This is a genomic window from Proteus sp. MB838, from assembly GCF_054767435.1.
Genome location: NZ_BAABMO010000093.1, coordinates 1 through 1,129, shown reverse-complemented (window position 1 = coordinate 1,129; position 1,129 = coordinate 1). Strand labels below are relative to the sequence as shown.

The following is a 1,129-nucleotide window of genomic DNA, read 5'->3' as shown; positions in this document are numbered from 1 at the left end:
TTGAGAAGTATGGTACGAGAACTGGAACTATCGGTGAAGATATATCGTCAATCAACCGAGGGAACAAATACAATTCATTTGACCATAACCGTGCTGATACGCGTGCCGATGCTTTTAGAGAAGCTTATGACAGTAAAACAAGAAGTTCTGGAAAAGTCGGAGGAAAATGCTAATGAGTGATTTTAAATTTTGGGGGTGGGATAAAAAACCACGAACGATGCTGAGGTTTATTAAACCCGGAGATATCTTTTGCTTTCAATTAGACGGTAATACATATGGATTTGGACGCATTATATCAAAGGTGCATATAGGGCACGTGGGAGAGATTTTTGACTTCAATTCAAAAATTCCAAATATTTCTGAAGTTGACATCAGTTCAGCAAAAAGAAAGCTCCCTCCTCTTGTATTGGACACTTATAGCTTATTTGATAAGAAAATAGAAAAAGGAAGTGACTGGCGAATAATTGGTCACCAAATCAACTACACTCCTACTGATATTGACAATGTGTATTTTACTTATGGCGTTGAAAACTCATGTTACAAGGTTGATATATACGATAATGATTATCCAATAACAGAAGCTGAATCGCAAAAATATCCACCATTAAGCCCGCATTCTGATTATCAGGTTAGAGAGTTATTAGGAGTTACCTAGACTTACAGGAGGCTCTCTACCTTCATATTTCTCATAACAATCAGCAGGGGCAACCCTGCTTTTCAATATTTGCCTTACAGATATCAGCACTTTGAAATAACAATGCACTGGGTCGCCGGATTCATAAAGTGGTTGAGTCACGGGCTCACGGCACACTGAAACGACATGAAACCCATTTTGTGTGGCAAGGACTACGGTTGCTGCAAGAGCAGGATATCAATACGGGTAAATGTCAGACCTATTGCTACCAAGAACACAGCAGTTATACCCCACTCGCCGTTATCGTGAAGCAATCCAGTGTTTTTCATTATTACTGGCATCACTGCGATATTAACAGTGCCCCACTTGAAGTCACCAATGTACAAGGCAATACAGTATGGTCAGGGAAATATGGACGCTTTGGCTTTGTTCGCAGTAGCCCTCTGAGTTTTTATTCAAGTCCTGAACGTGTGATGGCGTCCTTTGAGCAAAATC

At 40.2% G+C, this 1,129-nt stretch carries 2 protein-coding genes; both read left to right on the top strand.

Translation table 11 applies throughout. From position 1 onward, the window contains the following. The first annotated feature begins 172 nt into the window (after window positions 1-172). Complete coding sequence (locus tag ACYUCW_RS18020) at window positions 173-655, top strand: immunity 26/phosphotriesterase HocA family protein (RefSeq protein WP_154611572.1); 483 nt, start codon at window positions 173-175, stop codon at window positions 653-655. Window positions 656-783: 128 nt separating this feature from the next. Next, window positions 784-1,129: RHS domain-containing protein (locus ACYUCW_RS18015; protein ID WP_460409177.1), on the top strand; the 346-nt coding region annotated here is incomplete at its 3' end.

What these genes read in the sequence shown, in the direction of transcription:
- ACYUCW_RS18020 (WP_154611572.1), top strand. Translation starts at nt 173, where the DNA reads ATGAGTGATTTTAAATTTTGGGGGTGGGATAAAAAACCACGAACGATG.